The sequence below is a fragment of the Streptomyces sp. 63XJN7_1_ISO-PGPR-S23-121 genome, assembly GCF_056173025.1.
Genome location: NZ_CM149653.1, coordinates 976,254 through 992,708 on the forward strand (window position 1 = coordinate 976,254; position 16,455 = coordinate 992,708).

A 16,455-nucleotide genomic window follows, 5' to 3' on the forward strand; every position below is an offset into this window, starting at 1 on the left:
GGTCGGTCAGCGCGGGCTCCGGCGGACCGACCGCCCGGCCAGGACGTCCGTACGGCGCCCGTCCTCCATCACGAACCGCCCGTCGACCAGCACGTACGGGATGCCCGTCGGAAGCCGGCGCGGCTCCTCGTACGTGCTGCCGGCCGCGACGGTCGCCGGGTCGAAGAGGACCAGGTCGGCCCGGTACCCCTCGCGGATCCTGCCCCGGTCGGGCAGCCGGAGCCGGGCCGCCGGGCGGGCGGTGAGGTGGGCCACGCACTCCTCCAGCGACAGCACGCCCAGCTCGCGCACGTAGTGGCCGAGGTAGTGCGGGAAGGTGCCGTAGGCCCGCGGGTGCGGCTTGCTGCCCTGGAGGATGCCGTCCGAGCCGCCGGTGTGGACGCGGTGCCGCATGATCGCCCGGACGTTCTCCTCGTGTCCGACGTGCTGGAGGATCGTCGGGGCCAGCCGGTCGGCCAGCAGCAGGCGCCGGGCGACCGTCCACGGCGTCTCGCCGCGCAGCCCGGCCGACTCCAGTACCGTGCGGCCGACGTACTCCGCCAGGGCCGGGTCGGTCACGCCGGAGATCTCGATGGTCTCCCACTCCACGGGCACGCCGTGGCAGCCGTCGGAGCCGGTCACCTCCAGGTGGTGGCGGATGCGCTCGGCCGTGTCGTCGTCGGACAGCCGCTTCAGGATCTGCTCCGGGCCGCCCTCGCCCGCCCAGCTCGGCAGCAGCGCCACCAGCGTCGTGCAGCCGGGGGTGTACGGGTAGGTGTCGAGGGTGATGTCGGCGCCGGCCGCCAGCGCGCCGTCCAGCAGCGTCAGCAGCTCGGGGGCCCGGCCCTCGTTCACGCCGAAGTTCATGGTGGCGTGCGCCAGGTGCAGCGGGCAGCCCGCCTCCCGGGTCAGCTCCACCATCTCCGCGTACGCCTCGAGGGCGCCCGCCCCGTAGGAGCGGTGGTGCGGGCAGTAGTAGCCGTCGTACGACGCCACCACGCGGCACAGCTCGGTCAGCTCGGCGTCCTGGGCGTACATGCCGGGCGTGTAGGTCAGCCCGGACGACAGGCCGACCGCGCCCTGTTCCATGCCCTCGGCGACCAGCCGGCGCATCCGCTCCAGCTCGGCCGGGGTCGCCTCCCGGTCCTCCCAGCCGACCACGAGGGCGCGGACCGTGCCCTGGGGGATCAGATAGGCGGCGTTGACGGCGATGCCCCGGTCCAGGCGGTCCAGGTACTCGCCGACCGACCGCCAGTCGAAGTCGATGTCGTCCCCGGGGCCGTTCCACCCGGCGATGGCGCGGCGCACCTCGCCGAGGGTGCGGTCGTCGACCGGCGCGTAGGAGAGCCCGTCCTGCCCGAGGACCTCCAGGGTGACGCCCTGGGCCGCCTTCGCGCTGTGGTCGGGGTCGCGCAGCAGGGCCAGGTCGCTGTGCGCGTGCATGTCGATGAAGCCGGGGGCCAGCACCAGGTCCTCGGCGTCCAGCTCGCGCCGGGCCCGGGGGCGCTGGCAGCCGGCGGCCGCCGCCTCCTTGACGATCGACACGACGCGCCCTCCGTCGACGACCACGTCGGCGCGGTACGAGGGCTCGCCGGTGCCGTCGACGACGTCGGCGTCCCGGATGACCAGCTCTTCCACCAGGGCCTCCTCTAGAAGAACGTGCGGATGTAGTCGACGACCGTCCCGTCCGCCTCCGCGACCGGGATGAGCTGCCACTTGTCGAAGGACGTGCACGGGTGGGACAGGCCCATGCCGACCCAGTCGCCGACCTCCAGCTCCGCCTCCGGGGCGGTGCGCAGCCAGGCGTGCTGGTCGGACAGGGCGGTCACCGTGACGCCGGCCGCCGGCCGCTCCGGGCCGCCGGACGCGGGGCGGACCACCTGGGCCAGGGGCAGGTGGAGGTCGTAGGCCGCGTCCCGCTTGCCGGCGTTGGTGAAGGCCTGTCCGGGGCCGGGGCGGGAGACGACCTGGCTCCACAGGCGGAAGGCGGGCTCCAGGGCGCCCTCGGCGGGGACGCGGTTGAAGGGGGTCAGCTCGCGGTAGTGCCCGTCGTCGTGCGAGACGTACGCGCCCGAGCGCAGCAGCTTCAGCACGGGCAGGGACAGCTCCGGGACCTCGGCGAACACCTCGGCCACCGCGTCGAACCAGGCGCTGCCGCCCGCGCTGAGCACGATCTCGTCCAGCCCGGTGAACCGCCCGGCCTTGTCGAAGTCCACGGCCAGGGCGACCAGCCGCCGCAGCCACGCGCGCACCCGCTCCGGGTCGGCGTCCGGCACCTCGCCCTCGTACCCGGCGACACCTGCCAGCCGCAGCGTCGGCGCGGCGGCCACCGCGTCGGCGATCTCCGCGCACTCCGCCTCCGTGCGCACCCCGGTCCGGGCGCCCTCACCGGCGGCCAGTTCCACCACGACGTCCACCGGGCGGGAGGCTCCGGCGGCGCTCAGCGCAGCGTCCATCAGTGCGACGCCGCGGACGGAGTCGGCGTAGCAGACGAAGCGGAAGTCCGGGTCGGCGTCCAGCTCCGCGGCGATCCGGCGCAGGGCGGACGCGTCGACCAGCTCGTTGGCCAGGAAGATCCGCCCGATGCCGAAGGCCCGGGCCACCCACACCTGGTGCGGCACCGCGAGGGTGATGCCCCAGGCGCCGTGCTCGATCTGCCGGTGGAAGAGCTGGGGGGCCATGGAGGTCTTGCCGTGCGGCGCGAACGCGAGGCCGTGCCGGGCCGCGTACGTCTCCATGAGTTCCAGGTTGTGCTCCAGGCGTTCGGCGGAGAGGGCCAGCACGGGAGTGGTGAAGCCGCCGGTGAAGAGGTTGCGGCGCTGGGCGGCCAGCTCGGCGACGGTCAGGCCGGCGGCGTCCGGCGGGAGGCCCTTGAAACGGTGGTCGATGGGCGCGCCGGCCAGACGGGCGAGGGCTTCGGTGCCGGTGTCGAGGGCCATGGAGCCTCCCTGAAGTGGGTCGTTGCGTTCTGTGCAACGACCGTTGCGTATATCGCTCAGTGCTGTCTAACATCTCGGCCAACGCGGGGTCAACGGAGCCTGGGCCCGCGACAGGACAAGGAGCCCCACCATCGTGACCGCCGACGGACCCACCAGCACCACCCCCGACGTCGTGGACGTCGTCACGCTCGGCGAGTCCATGGTCACCTTCCTGCCCTCCCGTCCCGGGCGCCTCGCCGACGTCCCCTCCTTCGACCGCGCCATCGGCGGTGCCGAGTCCAACGTGGCCTGTGTGCTGGCCGCGGCCGGGCACACCGTCCGCTGGGTCAGCGGGGTCGGCGCCGACGGCTTCGGCGACCACCTGGTCGAGGCGATCGGCGCGTACGGCGTCGACGTCTCCGCCGTCCACCGCGACCCGGACCGGCCGACCGGCATCTACTTCCGCACCGCCGGGGACCGGGCCACCGACGCGCACGAGGTGGCGTACTACCGGGCCGGCTCGGCGGCCTCCGCGATGTCGGCCGCCGCCCTGGACCTCGACGCCGTCCGCTCCGGACGCGTCCTGCACCTGTCCGGCATCACCGCCGCGCTCTCCGCCGACTGCCTGGACCTGATGCGCGAACTGACCGCCCGCCGCCCCGGCCGGCCCCTGGTCTCCTTCGACGTCAACCACCGCCCCGGGCTGTGGCGCGACGGCGACGGCCCGGCGGTGCTGCTGGAGCTGGCCCGCGGCGCCGACCTCGTCTTCGTCGGCGAGGACGAGGCCTGGGGACTCGGCTCCCCCGAAGCCGTGCGCGCCGCGCTGCCCGAGCCGGAGCTGCTCGTCGTCAAGCAGGGCGCCACCGGCGCCACCGCCTTCCACGGGCCCCACGTGACCTCCGTCCCCGCCCTGCACGTCGACGTCGTGGCCGCCGTCGGCGCGGGCGACGCCTTCGCCGCCGGGTTCCTCTCCGCCACCCTGCGCGGACTGCCCGTGCGCGAGCGTCTGCGCCACGGCCACCTGATGGCCGCCGCCGCGCTCACCGTCCCCGGCGACCTCGCCGCGCCCCCCGCCCGCCACCACGCCGACCGCCTGGCCGCCCTCGGCGACGCCGCGTGGGGGAGACTGCGACTCGGCCCCGGCTGGACACAGGCCGACGAAGGGGCCGACGAGGAGGTACGCACACCATGAGCCAGACCGTCGACCGCGCGCTCGGCATCCTGCCGCTGCTCGCCGAGGGCCCCGCCGACCTGGGCCGGGTCGCCGACCGGCTCGGCGTGCACAAGTCCACGGCCCTGCGCCTGCTGCGCACCCTGCACGAGCACGGCTTCGTCTACCGCCAGTCCGACCAGCGCTACCGCCTCGGCGCCCGGCTCATCGCCCTGGCCCAGGAGGCGATGGAGAACCTGGACGTCCGCGAGATCGCCCACAGCCACCTCGTACGCCTCAACGAGCAGTGCGGACACACCGTCCACCTCGCCGTCTACGAGGAGAACGAGGTCCTCTACATCGACAAGGTCGAGAGCCGCTACCCGGTGCGGATGTACTCCCGGATCGGCAAGCCCGTCGCCATCACCGTCGCGGCCGTGGCCAAGCTGCTGCTCGCCGACCTCCCCGAGAGCGAGCGCCGCGCCGTCGCGGAGAAGCTCGACTACCCCCTCTACACGGCCCGTTCGACGCCGAACGCCGACGCCTTCCTCACGGAGCTGGCCACGGTGCGCGAACAGGGCTGGGCCACCGACCTCGGCGGCCACGAGGAGTCCATCAACTGCGTCGCCGCGCCCATCCGGGGCGCCGACGGCCGGGTGGCCGCCGCGATGTCGGTCTCCGCGCCGAACGTCGTCGTCACCGCCGACGAACTCCTCACCCTGCTCCCGCTGGTGCGCCGTACGGCGGACGCCATCAGCGGCGAGTACTCCGGCAGGACCCCCGTGCAGCACCCCGAGCACCACCCCGAGAAGGACACCGTATGACCGACAAGACCGCCCTCACGCCCGCGACCCACACCGCCCCGCCGGCGAAGTTCTCGCACGGCGTCCGCAAGGGCAACATCCTCCAGGTCGCCGGCCAGGTCGGCTTCCTGCCCCACGAGGAGGGCAAGGCCCCCACCCCGGCCGGCCCCACCCTGCGCGAGCAGACCCTCCAGACCCTCGCCAACGTCAAGGCCATCCTCGAGGAGGGCGGCGCGAGCTGGGACGACGCGATGATGATCCGCGTCTACCTCACGGACGTCGACCACTTCGCCGAGATGAACGAGATCTACAACGCGTACTTCGCGGAGCAGGGCCTCACCCAGCCGCCCGCCGCGCGCACGACGGTCTACGTCGGTCTGCCCGCGGGACTCCTCATCGAGATCGACGCGCTCGCCGTCCTCGGCTAACCCGCTCCACCCCCGCCTGTCTGTGAACGGCACGGCGCCCCCACCCACGGGGCGCCGTGCCGCGCTCCTCCCTGCCCGAAAGTCACATGTGTTTACGCAGAGGACCCCCGAATGTCCCACTTCTCCCTCCAGCTCGCCGCCTCCGAGACCCCACCGCACACCGGTGGCCTGCTCACCCTGATCGACGGCACGGCGGGCCTGCTGACCGTCGCCGCGATCGGCATCGCGCTGCTGCTCCTCCTCATCATCAAGGTGCGGCTCCAGCCGTTCGTCGCGCTGCTCGCCGTCTCCATAGCCGTCGGCCTGCTCGCCGGCCTGTCGGTCACCGAACTCTTCGGCACCGTCCAGAGGTCCGACGCCGTCTCCACCATCGAGTCCGGCATGGGCGGCATCCTCGGCCACGTCGCCATCATCATCGGCCTGGGCACCATGCTCGGCGCGATCCTCGAGGTCAGCGGCGGAGCGGAGGTCCTGGCCTCCCGCCTCCTCGGCCTGTTCGGCGAGAAGCGCGCCCCGCTCGCCATGGGCCTGACCGGCCTGATCTTCGGCATCCCCGTCTTCTTCGACGTGGGCATCTTCGTCCTCGCGCCCATCGTCTACGCCGCCGCCAAGCGGTCCGGCAAGTCGATCCTGCTCTACTGCCTCCCGCTGCTCGCCGGCCTGTCGATGACCCACGCCTTCCTGCCGCCGCACCCCGGCCCGGTGGCCGCCGCCGGACTGCTGCACGTGGACCTCGGCTGGGTGATCCTCATGGGCGTCGTCTGCGGCATCCCGGCCGTGCTCGCCGCCTGGGCCTACTCCGCCTGGATCGGCCGCCGCATCTTCGTCCCCGTGCCGCAGGACATGGTCGAGGCCGCCGAGGAGGCCCGGCAGGCCGTCATCGACGAGCAGCGCAAGGCCGGCGTCGCGCCGCGCGAGACGCCGGTGCCGCTCGGCACGGTCCTCGGCATCATCGGCACCCCGCTGGTCCTCATCCTCGCCGCGACCTTCTCCTCCATCGCCCTGGACCCCTCCACCACCCGCTCGGTGATCGAGTTCTTCGGCCACCCCTTCGTGGCCCTGACCATCGCCCTGTTCCTCGCCTACTACCTGCTCGGCATCCGGCGCGGCTGGTCCCGCAAGTCGCTGGAGACCGTCTCGACGTCCTCGCTCAAGCCGGTCGGCAACATCCTGCTGGTGGTCGGCGCGGGCGGGGTGTTCGGCGCGGTCCTCAAGGCCAGCGGCGTCGCCCAGGCCCTCTCCGACACCTTCAACGGCGTCGGCCTGCCGGTGATCGTCCTGTCCTACCTGATCTCCCTCGTGCTGCGGGTCGCCCAGGGCTCGGCGACGGTCGCGATCGTGACGACCGCGGGTATCGTGGCGCCCCTGCTCGCCGGGGGAGACCACTCCCAGGCGTTCGTCGCGCTGGTCATCATGGCCATCTCGGCGGGCTCCATCTTCGCCTCGCACGTCAACGACGGCGGCTTCTGGATGGTGGCCAAGTACTTCGGCATCACCGAACGGGACACCCTGAAGACGTGGACCGTGCTGGAGAGCGTGCTGTCGCTGGGCGGCTTCGTGACGGCCGCGGTGCTCAGCCTGTTCGTCTAGGGCCCGCCCGGCTCGTCCGGGGCCCCCGGCAACTCCCGCCCGTCCGACCCGGATCCGCCCGGAAAGAGCCCCGGGCCCGACCGGCCCGTGCGGTGCAATGGATGCACGGGGGGAGCACCGGATCGGGCTTGTGAGGGCGGAGGCGGCAATGGGAGTCTTGATGCCATGCCGCATCCCCCTCACAGGCTCGATCACGCCGCGGTGCTCGCCGAGGTGAGAGCGGTGCGGCGGGCCGGAGTCGTCAGGCTCCGCGGGCTGGACGTCCCGGAGCTCTCCCGCATCGCCCGCGAACGGCTGGGAGCACCGGGGGAGTTACCCGGCCTCGCGGTCGAGCGGCTGCTCCGGGACGCCGTCGCCGGCATCGGCGGCGGCACCCTCCAGACCGCCGCCGAGTACACCCTCGGCCTCGCCCAGGGCACCCGCGACTGGCCGCCGGCCGACCGGCGCCGCCGGGCCGCCGAGGTCTACGGCGTCAGCGTCGAACGGTTCCGCAAACACCACGAGTTGATGGTGCTCGGGCAAATCACCGAGCAGATCCTCGGTCTCACGGCCACGACCGCCACGACCGGCACCGTCACCGCCGCCGGTGACGCCGCCCCGGCCCCCGACCCGGCCGGCGGCCGGGACACGGCGGAGCCCGGGCGGCACCTGCTCGCCCCCGCCCACCGCGTGATCAAGCCACGCGTCCACGACCGCGTCGTCCCCGTCACCCTGCACGTCCACTCCGTGGACCTCCTGCGCGGCGTCGACGTCGTCGTCTCCCCGTCCAACACCTACTTCGCGCTCCCCGCGCCCTACAAGGCCTCGGTCGCCGCGAACCTGCGCCGGGCCGCCGCCCGCACCGACGCCACCGGGGGAGTCGTCGAGGACCTCGTCCACGACGAACTGCGCGACTGGGCCGCGCGCCACGGCATCCCCGGCCGCGCTGCCCTGCCCGGCACGGTGGCCGCCACCTCCGCCGGCGCCCTCGCCGCCCAGGGCGTCCGCCGCATCTACCACCTCGCCGTGGCCGTGCCCCGCCCCGGCACCAACGACTACGACGTCCAGCCCGCCGACATCACCCGCGCCGTCGACCGGGCCTTCACGCTGCTCGCCGCCGAGTCCGCACGCCACGACCCGCCGCTCACCTCCGTCTGCCTGCCCCTGCTCGGTGCCGGCCGCGGCGGCCTGCCCGCCCTGGAGAGCTTCGGCGCGCTGTGGACGGCGGTGGAGGCCGAACTGGCCCGCGGCGCCCGGTGGGACATCCACCTGGTGATGCGCCGCCAGGCCCGCGCCGACCTGGTGGAACGGCTACTCACCGGGCGCCGCCCGTAGCCCACCGAACAGGCCGGGAGCGGCGCCCGACCCGACGACCGGCAGACGACGACAAGGGGGAGCAGTGAATCCGTACGCCGTGCTGGCCGCGGCGGCAGCCGAGTGGCACCGGCTGGCCGACCGCCTGACCGGACCCACCCGCGAGCGCCTCGCCGCCCTGCTGACCGTCGTACGGCACCGCGAGGTCGGCGAACCCGCCCGGCGCGGTGCCGCCGAGGAGGCCGTCGGGCTGCTCCGCCGGGCCCTGCCCGACGAGTTCGGCACCGCCGGACAGGCCCGGCTCGCCACCGGCACGGACAGCTCCACCGGCACCGACCCGTCCTACCTGGGCTTCCGCGCCGACGACCTCGCCGTGCTGCTCCTCGACGGGCACCGCATGGTGGGCCCCGTGCTCGGCCCGGTGCGCGACCGGCTGCTCGCCGAACCCGCCCTGGACCCGGCCACCGTGCTGCGCGACGGCGGCGACCCGTACGCCCGCGACCTGATCCGGTTGCCCGGACCCGGCGGACTGGCCCGGCTGCCCCGCTTCCAGTTCTCCGAGGGCTGCCTGCCCTGGCTGGTGGTCCTGGAGGTCAATGCCCTCCTCGACGCCGCCCGCGACCCCTGGGGCGCCGCCGACTGGTGGCTGGCGGGCAACGCCTGGCTCGGCACCGCCCCCGCCGCCCTCCTCGGCACCGGACAGGAGCGCCGGCTCGCCGACACCGCGCGCCTGCTGATGGAGGACGTGTGACCGTACCGACCGCGCAGCACGAGGAGGCAGACCCGCCGTGCCCAACTACCGGCCGCCCGAGCACCTGACGGGCACCCCGGCCAAGGCGACGCTCGCGCAGGGCACCCTGCTGCACCGCGTCCACGCCCTGCACCGCAACGCCACCGCCTTCAACCCGCAGCCGGCGCACTGCCTCTACGGCGGCGGGCGCTTCGACGCCACGCCCTGCGACCGCTACGGCTACCTCTACGCCGGCACCACCCCGGCCGCCGCCGTGTGCGAGACGCTGCTGCGCTCCCTGCCCTTCGACCCGGCGGGCGGCCCGCGCCTGGTGCCCGGCGTCGCCGTCGCCCGGCGCGGCCTGAGCACCCTGCGGCTGGCCGCCGACCTCACCGTCGTGTCCCTGATGACCGCCCAGGACCTCGCCGGAGTACGGCAGGACGGCTGGCTGACGCAGACCGAGGCACAGGACTACGCCTACACCCGGGACTGGGCGCACTGGATCCGCCGCCACACCGACCCCTGGGCGCAGGGCTTCGTCTGGGCCTCCAAGCGCGAGCCCGGCGACCGGACGGTGGTCCTCTTCGGCGACCGCTGCCCGCCCGGCGCCCTCGAGGCGCTCCCCGGCCACACCGTCGACTTCGCCACGTCCGACGGGCGGCGCCACCTCGACTCCGTGCTCCAGCCCTACCACGCGCAGCTCGCCCCCCAGTAGAAGGCCCGCACCGTGCCCGACACCCCCGTCTCCCCCGAGGAACTCGCCGCCGAACGCGAGCGGACCCTCGACGCGCTCGGCCGGCTGCCCGCCGACGACCCCGACGTGCCCGGCATGTGCGCGTACGTCGGCGAACTCGGCTACCGGCTGCACCACCTGGACGCCGCCGACCCGGAGGGCGAGAACCTCGACCTGGCCCTGGAAGGCTTTGAACGCGCCTTCCGCAGGCCCGGCCCGGAGCCCGTCTGGCACGCCTGGCGAATCCTGTACGGGCACCTGCTGGCCGTCGCGTACGACGAGTCCCGGGACCTCGGACTCCTGGACCGCGTACGGGAACTGCTCCGGGAGGGCGTCGACGGCCTCGCCCCCGACGACCGTGAGCACGAGGACGTCCGCCTCCTCGGCCGCCGCCTCCTCGCCAACTGCGCCAAGGAGCGCTACGTGCGGCGCGGCGAGGGGGACGACCCGGGGGCACTGCTCGACGACGCGGTGCTCCGCCACGCCGATGCCCTGGACGACGCGACACCCGGCGACGACGACGAGGCCGAACTGCACGTCTCCCTCGGCTTCCTGCACCTGGAGCGGGCCGAGCTGTGCGCCGACCCCGGCGCCGCCGCCGAGTCGGCACGCCACTACGCGGCGGTCCTCGCCGCCCGTCCGCCGGACGCCGATCTGCCACACGTCCGGCACAGCATGGGCCTGGCCCTGATGCTGCGCGGCCGGCTGGCCGTCGAGCGGGAGACGCTGGAGAAGGCCCGGGACGCCTTCCACTCGGCCCGCGAGGAGCTGCGCCGGGCGGGCGGCGAGGAGCCGGACTGGGCGTTCACGGCCGAGGCCAACGCCGTCTGCGTCCGGACGCTGATCTGGTCGACGTGGCAGGACAACGGCCAGTGCGCCGCCGCGGAGGCGGAACTGCGGGACCTGCTGGCCCGGCCCGGCGCCGAGGACCTGCTCCCGCCCCCGTACCTCGACGTGTTCGGCCGGCTGCTCTACGAACGGGCGGCGGGCCGCGACGACGACACCGGCCGCGACCGGGGGATCGCGCTGATCCGGCGGGCGCTGGAGCGGTGGGAGCCGGCCCGCGACGGGGACCCGACCGTGAGCGCCTTCTTCCTCGCCGCGTTCCAGCAGGCCCGCTACCGCGACGACCGCGACCCCCGGCGCCTCCGGGACGTCCTGGACGCCACCGGGCGGATGACGCAAGGCCCCTCCGGCGCCGAGTCGCTCGTCCACATGGCTCGGCTGCTGGACGGCTGGGCGCGTTTCACGCTCGCGGAGCGCGGGATCCTACCGGAGGTCGACGGCCTGCCGGAGGGCCTCGACCTCGACGCCGTCCGGCAGGCCACCAACGGCATACTCGGCGACCTCCGCGAGGGCCGTTCCTTCATCGACTTCGGTGAGGACGAGTTCCTGCGCGGCATCGGCCGGGACCTGACGTCCGCGCGTGCGCGCGCCGGGAGCATCGCCCTGGGGATGGACCAACTGCGCGCCACCGAGCGGGGCAGCGCCTTCCGTGCCGAGCTCGCCGCGATGATCCTCTCCAACCTGCCCATGATCGACCCTCACGGCGACCACCTCGACCTCGACGCCCGGCGAGAGCTGACCGAGGCCGTGCTCCAGCGCGCCGAGACCGACCCGGAGTGGGCCGGCCGGGCGCACGCCGTCCTCGGGATGGCGCGGCTCCACGAGGAGACCAGCTCCGGCTCCGGGGCCGGTCTGGACGAGGTTCTCGCCCACTTCGACCGGGCCGAGGAGGCCGGCGGGCGCGACGACTACGGGCTGGACCTGGCCCGGTTCCTGGCACGCACCCAGCGGGGCCAGACAGGCGGCGGAGCGGACGACATGGAGGAGGGCGCGGCCGTCTGGCGGCGGCTGCGGGACGACCCCACCATGCCCGCGCACGTGCGCCGCACCCTGGATCTCCAGCAGGCGGGCTTCGACGCGCACACCGCCGTCCGGCGCGGGGACCTGGCCGCGGCGGACCGGCACATCGCGGCCCTGACCGAGGGGCACGCCGCGATGCCGGCCGAGGACCCCTCGCGGATCGAGGTCCTCACCGCCCTGGAGAACGTGCGCGACGCCCGCGACGTCCTCGCGGACAACCTGGGCGCCGCGCCGCTGCCCCCGCTCGCCGGCCGTCCCGGCGCGGCCGAACTGCGGCGGGAGGCCAAGCGCCTGCCGCGCGACCACCGTGCCTGGGTGCTCGGCGACAACGGCATGCGGCGCTTCATCCGGGCCACGCGGGTGCACGACGGACCGGGTCTGCTGGAAGCCATCGGCCTGCTCCAGGAGGCCCACGACCTGTCCACGGAGGGCGGCGACGACCGCCTGCGCTACGCCTACGCCCTCGGCGTCGCCCACTGCGCCCTGTCCACGCTCCAGTTCGACCGGCTGCACAGCCGCGAGCGGCTGGCCAAGGGCATCACGTTCCTGGAAGGCGCCCTGGAGGAGGCGGGTGGACCGGAGCACCGTCTGTACGCCGAGATCGGCCTCGCCCTGGCCCGCGCCTACCGCACCCGCGACGACCTCCACCGGCGCGACCGCGCCACCGCCCGGCGCGTCGGCCTGTCCTGCCTGCGCGGCCACGCCTGGGCGGCGCTGCTCCAGTCCGGCACCGACCACGCCGCGCTGGCCGCGGCGCAGGCGACCGGGGCGGCGCTGGAGGTCGCCGGCTGGTGCCTGCGGGACGGCAGGCCCGAGGAGGCCCTCCAGGCGCTCGACGCCTGCCGCGGACTCGTCCTGCACGCGGCCGTCACCTCGACGACCGTGCCCGCCCTGCTGGCCGCGGCCGGCCAGGACGACCTCGTCGAGGAGTGGCACTCCAGCGGCGCCGGTGCCGCCGAGCACCCCGAGGACCCCCTCGCGGCCGCCCAGCCGCCGCCGAGCGTGCCCAGTTCCCTGCGGCGGCGGGTGTTCGCCGCGCTCACCGCCGGCGACGCCCCGAGCGCGGCCCAGCTCCTCGACCCGCCCACACCGGAGGAGATCGGCCGGGCCCTGCGCGCCGTGGACAAGGACGCCCTGGTCTACCTGGTCCCGGCCGGCGACGACGTCCCCGGCACCGCCCTGGTCGTCACCTCATCAGGACAGGTGCACGCCGTACCGCTGCCCACGCTCAGCCAGGAGGCGGCCCCGCTCACGGCGTACACCCCGGCGTCCCAGGGCCCGGCCCGCGCCGAGGAGGCCGGCCCCGTCCCTGCCTCCGGCCGCGTGCTCGGTCCGGTGCCGGACCACCTCGGCGCAGACGGCCGGCCCCAGGACGCGCAGGCCCGGCTGCGGGAGCAGCTCGACCGGCTGTGCGGCTGGGCCTGGCACGCCGCGATGCGGCCGCTGCTGGAGGCGTTCCAGATGCCGGGCGGACGGCCGCCGCGCCTGGTGCTGGTGCCGATGGGCACGCTCGGGCTCGTACCGTGGCACGCCGCCTGGGAGCCCGGCGGGCCCCGCGGCCGCCGCTACGCCCTCCAGGCCGCCGAGATCTCCTACGCCGCCTCGGCCCGCCTGCTGTGCCAGGTCGCGGCCCGTCCGGCCGTACCGCACACCGGCCCCGCGCTCGTCGTCGGCAACCCCACCGGCGACCTGCTCTACGCGGGTGAGGAGGCCGACGCCGTGCAGCGCGTCTTCTACCCGCACGGCCGCTTCCTCGGCCGCCGCGCCACCGCTGCCGTGAACACGACGGACGGCGCGGGCACGCCGCGGGAGGTACTGGACTGGCTGCGCGGTGCCGCGGCGGACGGGGGCGGCGTGCTGCACCTCGCCTGCCATGCCGCCGTCGCCGCCAACGCCCGCCGCAGTGCCTATCTCGCCCTGAACGGCGGCAGGCTGGCGGCGGAGGAACTGACCGACACGGCCGGCGGGCGGAACCGCCGGCTGTCACTGGTGCTGCTCGCGGCCTGCAGCAGCCATGTGTCGGGGCGTGGCCTCAACGAGGCGTTCAGTCTCTCCACCGCGTTCCTCGTGGCCGGCGCGGACTCGGTCGTCGGCTCGCTGTGGCCGGTCCCGGACGAGGCGACCTCGGTGCTGATGTTCCTCACCCACCACTTCCTGCGCACCCACGGCGAGCCCCCGGCGAAGGCGCTGCGCCGCGCCCAGCTGTGGATGCTGGACCCCGGCCGGGAGCTCCCCGACGACCTCCCCCCGGCCCTGGCGGCCCGCTCCCGCCGCATCGACCCGCACGACCTGACCGCCTGGGCCGGCTTCACCCACCTGGGCCGGTGACCGGCTCCGCCGCCCCGTCCGGGACGAGTGTGCGCAGCGGCACGGTGAGCGTCGTCCACAGCCCGGCGGCGGGCCCGAGCGCCGGGCCCAGGATGCGGGAGGTCGGCACGGTGCGCGGACCCCACGCGGGCAGTTGGAAGGGGAGCGTGTTCAGCTCCCGCTCGGCGACGATCAGCTTGAGCCAGTCCCGGGCCTGGGCGCCGGGCGACACCGGCCGATCGGGCGGCAGGGACAGGCATACGGCCTTGCCGTCCAGGACATGGCCCGTGCGGCCCGGGCCGATGAAGTGCCCCGGGTACAGCAGGGAGTGGCAGGCGTAGTCGTCCGACAGGTCCAGCAGCAGGCACCACAGGGTGCGGTCGGGGGAGCGGTTGTGCAGCCGGATCGACACCCGGGGCTCCTGAGGCCCGTCCGGACCGGACGTGTACCGGCAGACGATCTCCCCGCTGCCGTCCGGCAGCAGCACCTCGCCCGGCGCCGCGTTCCACGGTGCGATCTCCACGCGGACCAGGCCGTCCAGCGGAGAGGGCCGGGGGATGAGGTCCCGGATCTCGTGCCAGCGCGCCAAATGCTCCAGGCAGCGGGCCACCCGCGTGGCGTCGCCGCGGTCCTCGTACGGCAGTGGCGCGGTGAACGGCGTCCCGTCCCGCCGCTCCACGTGCGCGGCCCCCTCGGCCACCCGCACCCGGAGATCCACGACGGCCGCCTGCCCGGGCCCGTCGAGCAGCCGCAGCAACGGCGACGGCGCCACCGCCTCGGCCAGCTCCCGCACCGCCCCGGCGGGCCCCTCCAGCCGCACACCGCCCGGCGCCAGCGCGAGCGCCGAGACCGCGACGGGGTAGACCCGGCTCCGATCGGGCACCCACCCCACCGGATCGACGAGCGTCCGCTCCGTCCGCACCTCCCGGGCCCGCACCACGAGCCCGCCCCCGCCCGGCGCGGGCGTCACGTCCGTCCCGGCCCCGCCCGGCCCGGTGTCCTCCGCCGTCGGGGCCGGCACCGCGAACTCCGTCCCGTCGGTTCCCTCCCGCAGTCCGTGGGCCGTGCCGCAGTCGACCTCCCAGCCGTCCGGTCCGTACCGCAGCAGGTGCGCCGCCGCCGGCGCCGGACGGGGGCCGACCGGGCCCAGGAACGGCTGGTCCGCCGGGCCGCCCGGCGCGTCCGGCAGGAGCACCGGCTGCTGCTCCCGCCCGGCGCGCGCGACCCGCGCGGCGGCGGCCGCCAGCAGCTGCCGACAGGTGGCGTCGGGACCCGCGGCGCGCGCCGCGCCGATCAGGGCGTGGGTGAAGACACCGTGCTGCCGTCCGTCGAACCAGTCCTCGTACGACGGCTGGTTCAGCCGGCTCGCCGCCATCAGCAGATGCCCCCCGGGCGCCTCCGCCACCGCCTGACGCGTGGCGGTACCCTCCGCGGGCAGCTTCCACGCGGGGCTGGGCGGGGCGTAGCGCAGTCCCGGCCGCCGGGTGGCGCCGCCCGAGTGGCAGCAGTCCAGCACCGCCGTGACCTGGGCGCCGCCCGCCGCGACGCGGTTCAGCAGGGCACCGAGCCGCTTGTCGAGCAGCGGGCCGTCCACGCACAGCACCGCCTGGTTCAGGCCGGTCGCCTCGACGAGCAGGTCCGCCCCCGTGGCGGGCACCTGCGTGCCGTGCCCGGAGAACCACAGCAGCGCCGTGTCCCCGGGACCCGCCTCCCCCAGCCGGCGTGACACCGCGTCCTCCACCGCGGCCACGGTCGCCGCACCGTCCAGCAGCACGGTGAACTCGGCCCGCCCGCCCGCGAGGTCCGCGACCAGCCGGCGTGCCTCGGCGATGTCGTTGCCGCAGCCGGTCAGCGCCGGCGCCACCTCCGCCGGATAGGCGTCGACTCCCACCAGGAGCGCATGGATCTTCCCCATGCCGGAGAGTCTGTCAGTGCGCTCCGCCCCGCGCCGCGCGAACGCGATGACCGAACCGGGTCCATTCCGGGCGTGTTCCGGTCACCGTCAGGTCATTCGGTGATTGGAGTCGCGCTCTTGACGGAACGTCATTACGCTTCACATCCCGTGCATCACGCAACCGGTCCTCCGGTGCGCGCCACCCATGACTCTCGGGGGACACCATGGGGTACGCAGAACACCCACGTCGCATCGTCCGGCCCGGACAGCAGGGGCCGCAGGGACAGTCCGCCCGGCCCCTGTCGTCACCGGGCGCGGGCCGCCGCCTCGTCGGCGACCTGGGCACGCCCCGGCGCCAGGCATCCGGCACGCCCGGCCCGGACGTGACCCGCCTCGAGCTGTACCGGCCGCGCCCGCGGGAACTGCGCGACGCCCTGCACCGGCTGGACGCGGGACTGGACGAACAGGCCTGCCGTTCACTGGCCGAGTGGATCCGCGAGGAGTACACGACCACGTACGGCGCGGTCCCGCTCGGCTTCGTCGCCCGTTGCCACCTCGGCCCGCCCTACGTGGACCACCAGCTCAACCTCTTCGGCGTCATCGTGCGGCACTTCGCCCCCGCCGAGCCCATGCCCGACCCGTACTCCTCGGCCCGGATGCTGGCCCGCTCCGGCGGCTACGCCTACGTCGAGGTCTATAGCGACGGGCTGATCCTGCCGGTCCTCGAGGACGGCACGGTCGTACGGCCCTGACCCGCCCCGAGA

General features: G+C 75.0%; 12 protein-coding genes. 9 read left to right on the top strand and 3 right to left on the bottom strand.

Going from position 1 to position 16,455, the window contains the following annotated elements:
* Positions 1–6: 6 nt before the first annotated feature.
* Both AC0VYN_RS04600 and AC0VYN_RS04605 read right to left on the bottom strand, forming a co-directional pair.
* Positions 7–1,617 (bottom strand): N-acyl-D-amino-acid deacylase family protein, encoded by a 1,611-nt coding sequence (locus AC0VYN_RS04600; protein ID WP_475534889.1) that lies wholly within the window; start codon positions 1,615–1,617, stop codon positions 7–9.
* An 11-nt stretch (positions 1,618–1,628) separates the two neighbouring features.
* A complete protein-coding gene (locus AC0VYN_RS04605; RefSeq protein ID WP_475534890.1) occupies positions 1,629–2,918 on the bottom strand; it encodes an amino acid deaminase in 1,290 nt (429 codons plus the stop codon).
* A gap of 133 nt (positions 2,919–3,051) precedes the next feature.
* Between AC0VYN_RS04605 and AC0VYN_RS04610 the strand changes: the two genes are divergently transcribed.
* The 8 genes from AC0VYN_RS04610 to AC0VYN_RS04645 all read left to right on the top strand — a co-directional run bounded on the left by AC0VYN_RS04610 (position 3,052) and on the right by AC0VYN_RS04645 (position 13,818).
* The gene (locus AC0VYN_RS04610; RefSeq protein ID WP_475534891.1) at positions 3,052–4,089 is read left to right on the top strand and encodes a sugar kinase; all 1,038 of its coding nucleotides are present in this window, start codon (positions 3,052–3,054) and stop codon (positions 4,087–4,089) included.
* Positions 4,086–4,871: an IclR family transcriptional regulator gene (locus tag AC0VYN_RS04615; protein WP_475534892.1), complete on the top strand. Its 786-nt coding sequence runs from the start codon at positions 4,086–4,088 to the stop codon at positions 4,869–4,871. Before AC0VYN_RS04610 ends, AC0VYN_RS04615 begins: the two co-directional genes overlap by 4 nt.
* Positions 4,868–5,278 carry a RidA family protein gene (locus AC0VYN_RS04620; RefSeq protein WP_475534893.1) on the top strand — a complete coding sequence of 137 codons (411 nt, stop codon included), beginning with the start codon at positions 4,868–4,870 and terminating at the stop codon, positions 5,276–5,278. Before AC0VYN_RS04615 ends, AC0VYN_RS04620 begins: the two co-directional genes overlap by 4 nt.
* Positions 5,279–5,389: 111 nt before the next feature.
* The gene (locus AC0VYN_RS04625; RefSeq protein WP_475534894.1) at positions 5,390–6,868 is read left to right on the top strand and encodes a GntP family permease; all 1,479 of its coding nucleotides are present in this window, start codon (positions 5,390–5,392) and stop codon (positions 6,866–6,868) included.
* A 165-nt stretch (positions 6,869–7,033) separates the two neighbouring features.
* Positions 7,034–8,182 (top strand): hypothetical protein, encoded by a 1,149-nt coding sequence (locus tag AC0VYN_RS04630; protein WP_475534895.1) that lies wholly within the window; start codon positions 7,034–7,036, stop codon positions 8,180–8,182.
* A 64-nt stretch (positions 8,183–8,246) separates the two neighbouring features.
* Complete coding sequence (locus AC0VYN_RS04635; RefSeq protein WP_385466444.1) at positions 8,247–8,912, top strand: hypothetical protein; 666 nt, start codon at positions 8,247–8,249, stop codon at positions 8,910–8,912.
* A gap of 37 nt (positions 8,913–8,949) precedes the next feature.
* Entirely contained in the window at positions 8,950–9,606 is a 657-nt protein-coding gene (locus AC0VYN_RS04640; RefSeq protein ID WP_451690619.1) for an RES family NAD+ phosphorylase, read from the top strand.
* Positions 9,607–9,618: 12 nt separating this feature from the next.
* Positions 9,619–13,818, top strand: a complete 4,200-nt coding sequence (locus tag AC0VYN_RS04645; protein WP_475534896.1) for a CHAT domain-containing protein — start codon at positions 9,619–9,621, stop codon at positions 13,816–13,818.
* On the opposite strand, the gene AC0VYN_RS04650 is transcribed toward AC0VYN_RS04645, so the two are convergent.
* Positions 13,799–15,712 (bottom strand): caspase family protein, encoded by a 1,914-nt coding sequence (locus AC0VYN_RS04650; protein WP_475534897.1) that lies wholly within the window; start codon positions 15,710–15,712, stop codon positions 13,799–13,801. The genes AC0VYN_RS04645 and AC0VYN_RS04650 overlap by 20 nt on opposite strands.
* A gap of 203 nt (positions 15,713–15,915) precedes the next feature.
* Here AC0VYN_RS04650 and AC0VYN_RS04655 point away from each other — a divergent pair, with 203 nt between their 5' ends.
* A complete protein-coding gene (locus tag AC0VYN_RS04655; protein WP_475534898.1) occupies positions 15,916–16,443 on the top strand; it encodes a hypothetical protein in 528 nt (175 codons plus the stop codon).
* Positions 16,444–16,455 lie beyond the last annotated feature (12 nt).

Bases quoted from the DNA above. Each gene is read 5' to 3' on its own strand.
- AC0VYN_RS04605 (WP_475534890.1), bottom strand. From the start codon at position 2,918: ATGGCCCTCGACACCGGCACCGAAGCCCTCGCCCGTCTGGCCGGCGCG.
- AC0VYN_RS04615 (WP_475534892.1), top strand. From the start codon at position 4,086: ATGAGCCAGACCGTCGACCGCGCGCTCGGCATCCTGCCGCTGCTCGCC.
- AC0VYN_RS04620 (WP_475534893.1), top strand. From the start codon at position 4,868: ATGACCGACAAGACCGCCCTCACGCCCGCGACCCACACCGCCCCGCCG.
- AC0VYN_RS04625 (WP_475534894.1), top strand. From the start codon at position 5,390: ATGTCCCACTTCTCCCTCCAGCTCGCCGCCTCCGAGACCCCACCGCAC.
- AC0VYN_RS04630 (WP_475534895.1), top strand. From the start codon at position 7,034: ATGCCGCATCCCCCTCACAGGCTCGATCACGCCGCGGTGCTCGCCGAG.
- AC0VYN_RS04650 (WP_475534897.1), bottom strand. From the start codon at position 15,712: ATGGGGAAGATCCATGCGCTCCTGGTGGGAGTCGACGCCTATCCGGCG.
- AC0VYN_RS04655 (WP_475534898.1), top strand. From the start codon at position 15,916: ATGGGGTACGCAGAACACCCACGTCGCATCGTCCGGCCCGGACAGCAG.